At 34.4% G+C, this 4,269-nt stretch carries 4 protein-coding genes; all 4 read left to right on the forward strand.

The annotated features are described in order from the left end of the window. On the forward strand, nt 1-613 hold a 613-nt coding region (locus AB4Y90_RS15930), incomplete at its 5' end, for an acetyl-CoA C-acyltransferase (protein WP_441558564.1). Nucleotides 614-980: 367 nt separating this feature from the next. Next, a complete protein-coding gene (locus tag AB4Y90_RS15935; protein WP_441558565.1) occupies nt 981-2,522 on the forward strand; it encodes an MFS transporter in 1,542 nt (513 codons plus the stop codon). Nucleotides 2,523-2,588: 66 nt separating this feature from the next. Then, entirely contained in the window at nt 2,589-3,515 is a 927-nt protein-coding gene (locus tag AB4Y90_RS15940; RefSeq protein ID WP_441558566.1) for a mevalonate kinase family protein, read from the forward strand. Between the two features lie 10 nt (nt 3,516-3,525). Continuing rightward, nucleotides 3,526-4,269, forward strand: a 744-nt coding sequence (locus tag AB4Y90_RS15945) for a UbiA family prenyltransferase (protein ID WP_441558567.1), incomplete at its 3' end; no start/stop codon positions are given.

Here is a 4,269-nt window from a genome sequence, read left to right on the forward strand (position 1 = left end):
GAGCGAAGGTAAATTTGCTGATGAGGTTGTTCCGGTATCAATTCCTCAAAGAAAAGGAGATCCTGTAATTTTCGCAGAAGATGAAGAGTACAAATCGGTAAACTTCGACAGGCTTCCTACACTTCCTACCGTTTTCAAAAAAGAAGAAGGAACAGTAACTGCAGCTAACGCATCTACTTTAAATGACGGTGCTTCTGCTTTGATCCTTGTTTCAAAAGAAAAAATGGAAGAACTAGGATTAAAACCTTTGGCGAAAATCATTTCTTACGCTGATGCTGCTCATGAGCCTGAAAACTTTACAACAGCTCCGGCAAAAGCTTTACCAATCGCTCTTAAAAAGGCAGGTCTTGAGATTTCAGACATCGATTTCTTCGAGTTCAACGAAGCTTTCTCAGTAGTTGGTTTGGCAAATAACAAAATCTTAGGATTAGATGCAGCTAAAGTAAACGTAAATGGTGGAGCAGTAGCTTTAGGACATCCACTTGGAAGTTCTGGTTCAAGAATCATCGTTACTTTGATCAACGTTTTAAAACAAAATAACGGTAAATATGGTGCTGCAGCGATCTGTAATGGTGGTGGTGGCGCTTCTGCAATCGTTATCGAAAACATGTAAAATTTAGTTTATTGTTATATTGAAACCAAAAGCATCCGTGTTTTTGGTTTTTTTATGCCTGAATTTTTACATTAAATATCTGAGAATTTATTCTACTCAAAATAAATGATTAGCACTTTTCCAATTTGAAGGTTTAATATTAAAACGTAATAATTTTAAAATAAAACTTGCTCCAGCGGAGCAAAACCTTTGTAGATAAAGTACCCCAAAAGATATTAAGCTCCGGAGGAGCGACACCTTTGTTAGCAGTCATATCTTTCTTAATCAATTCTTATTTTAACAAATCAATAAAATTTAGACTAAAAAAAATAAAAACCTCCGAATGTTCAGCGGTTTTTCTATTTTTGTGCAACTAATTCATTTGAAAATGTCTGAAACTGAAATTCAACCTGCTCAGAATATAAAGAATAATCCAAAGATCATGAAAGCTTGGGCAGTCTACGACTGGGCAAACTCGGTGTATTCTTTGGTGATTACGTCCACTATATTTCCTATTTATTATTCTACATTAACGACCATTAAGGAAGTTGATCAGTACGTAGAATCTACTGGTAAAACAATTAAAGTTCCGGTACGACATCTCATCGATATTTTCGGGAAACAATATCAGCCAGATGCAGTGTATGGATATTCTCTCACGATTTCCTTTTTAATTGTAGTTTTACTTTCGCCGTTTTTATCGTCATTAGCAGATACGATAGGAAATAAAAAGTCTTTCCTGCAATTTTTCTGTTATCTGGGAGCCACTTCTTGTATGGGATTGGCGATGTTTACCGGGATGCAAAATGTATTTTTAGGTTTGCTTTTCAGTATTACTGCAAGTGTTGGTTTTTGGGGAAGTTTGGTGTTTTATAATTCCTTCCTTCCGGATATTGCAACAAGAGACAAGCAAGATGCACTTTCTGCAAAAGGTTATGTTTACGGATATATAGGTTCTGTAGTTTTGGTCTTGATTTGTTTGGTATTAATTATGTTTGTAGCTAAAGGAACCGAGCAAACATTGATTTTTACAAGAATTACTTTCCTGCTTACAGGAGCTTGGTGGTTTGGTTTTTCACAGTATACCTTCAAGCATTTGCCTCAGTTTGGGGATGTTAAAGAAAAATTACCTAAAGATTTAGTATTATTAAACTATAAAAACATCTTCAAAAGACACGAAGAACAGGGTGGTTTTTTCGAAGTTTTAAAAGATAACATCAGCTTTTATAAAGATATTGCAAAGGAAAGTTTTAAAGAACTTTTCAAAGTTGGAAAAGGATTATTTAAAGACAGAAATCTAAAATTCTTCCTGTCGAGTTTTTTCTTTTACAGTGTCGGAATGCAGACTATTTTCCTGATGGCAACGCTTTTCGGGAAAAGTGAAATCAATTTAGCGCAGGATAAATTAATAGGAACTTTATTGATTATTCAGATTGAAGCGATTATCGGAGCTGTATTTTTTTCCAGACTTTCAAAAAGGATTGGTAACAAAAATGTAATCTCGATCGCGGTAATTTTATGGATTGTTGCTTGTATCTGGGCATTTTTCTTAGATAAAGAAAATCCTACGGTAGAATATCAGTTTTACGGTGTTGCTGGTGTTGTTGGGCTTGTAATGGGCGGGCTTCAGGCGATGTCGAGATCAACCTATTCCAAGCTTTTACCTGAAAATTCGATGGAGAATACTACATTCTTCAGCTTCTATGATGTTCTTGAAAAATTAGCCATCATCATTGGTACATTTGTATTTGCCTTGTTTATTGATAAATATGATACTTTAATCAGCATTTTTGCTAAAATAGATATCACTTTACCGTCTGCTTCGGGAATGAGGTTTGCAGCATTTTCAATGGCGATTTTCTTTTTCGTGGGATTAATTCTAATTCGTTTTCTGAATGTGCAGAAAATAAAAGACAAAGACACTTTATAATTGGCTTAAAATTTGTTAATATTCAGCAGAATAATAGTAACTTTGCATAAAGATTTTTAACACATAATGACGAACCCTTTATTTTACGCTAAAATAATCCTCTTCGGAGAGTACGGAATGATAGAAGACTCACAAGGTCTTGTAGTTCCTTACAGTTTTTATAAAGGCACTTTAAAATTTTCAGGCTCAGATTCAGAATTTGAAAAAAAATCAAACTATCATTTAAAAAAATACGCCGGTTTTCTTGAAAATTTAAACCTTCCCGAGCAATTCAGATTAGATGTAAACCGTTTTAAAGAGGATATTTCAAACGGACTTTTCTTTGATTCTAATATTCCTCAAGGTTACGGAGTAGGAAGTTCGGGAGCTTTGGTGGCTGCAATTTTTGAAAAATATTGCTTTACAAAACACGATCCTGAAACAATTTCTAAAGACGATCTTAAAAATATAAAAGCTGTTTTTGGCGAAATGGAAAGCTATTTCCATGGAAAAAGCTCAGGAATGGATCCTTTAATCTGCTACATGAATCTTCCGATTCTTATAGAAAATAAAGAAAATTTAGACAAAGTAGCAATTCCGAAAGGTGAAGAAGGAAAAGGAGCGATCTTTTTGATCGACTCAGGAATGACGGGCGAAACAGGACCGATGATTCAGATTTTCTTTGAAAAAATGAAGACTGAAGGTTTCCGTAAAACGCTGAAAGAAGAGTTTATCCGTTACAACAACGCTTGTATCGATTCTTTCCTTAAAAAAGACATGAATCCGTTTTTTAGAAACCTTAAAAAGCTTTCTCATTGGGCTTATGAACATTTCCGTCCGATGATTCCGGAAAGTATTTTTAATATCTGGAAAAAAGGGTTAGATTCTAATGCCTATTACCTGAAACTTTGCGGAAGCGGAGGCGGAGGTTACATTTTAGGCTTCACCAAAGACTACGAAAAAGCAGAAAAAATGCTTGACGGTTTCCAAAAAGAAGTGATTTACAGATTCTAAACAATTGGGAATGGGTTCTGAAAAAGAAAGTTTCCAACAGAAAATTGATATCCGAAAATCTTTATTTTACAGGTTATCGCAGTTCGTGGGCTTTCTTTTAGGCGCACGTTTTTTTGTGGCTGCTTTGCTTACTTTTGCCTTGTATGTTTCCACTTTTTTTCTGTTTAATCAGGAAGAATCTTTCAGAAAATTTGTCTTTGATTTCAAAGTTCACGGGATTATTTTCTGTACCGTTTTAAGCATTTTAGCCGGCGGAATCATTAATCAGTTCTATGATTTTGAAAAAGACCATATTGTAAAACCTTTTCGTACAAGAATTCAGAGTTTCATTCAGCAGAAATATTTTCTGTATGTGTATTTGGCTTTAACGGTAATTTCGCTCGGTGTTGCCAGTTTTATTTCGTACAGGGTTTTAGTTTTCTTTATTGTTTACCAGTTTTTTATGTGGTTTTACAGCCATAAACTGAGCAGAATTTTAATCTTAAATAATCTCACTTTTGTCAGCTTAACATTGTATCCGTTTTTCGGGATGATGGTGTATTATCAGACTTTTTCCAAGAAAGTTTTTTTGATGGCAATTTTCCTGTTCTTGATTCTTTTATGTATTGATATTGTGAAAGATACGCTGACGAAAAGTGTAGATAAAGCTTTTGGATATACTACAATTCCTAATTATTTTAAAAGTAAAAATACCAAGATCATCCTTATTTCTTTGCTGATTGTGACGATGGCAGTTTCGATGAAGCTTATTGCC

It is taken from the genome of Chryseobacterium sp. 2TAF14, assembly GCF_052115105.1.
In the GTDB taxonomy this organism is placed as follows: domain Bacteria; phylum Bacteroidota; class Bacteroidia; order Flavobacteriales; family Weeksellaceae; genus Chryseobacterium.

What these genes read in the sequence shown, in the direction of transcription:
- AB4Y90_RS15935 (WP_441558565.1), top strand. Translation starts at nt 981, where the DNA reads ATGTCTGAAACTGAAATTCAACCTGCTCAGAATATAAAGAATAATCCA.
- AB4Y90_RS15940 (WP_441558566.1), top strand. Translation starts at nt 2,589, where the DNA reads ATGACGAACCCTTTATTTTACGCTAAAATAATCCTCTTCGGAGAGTAC.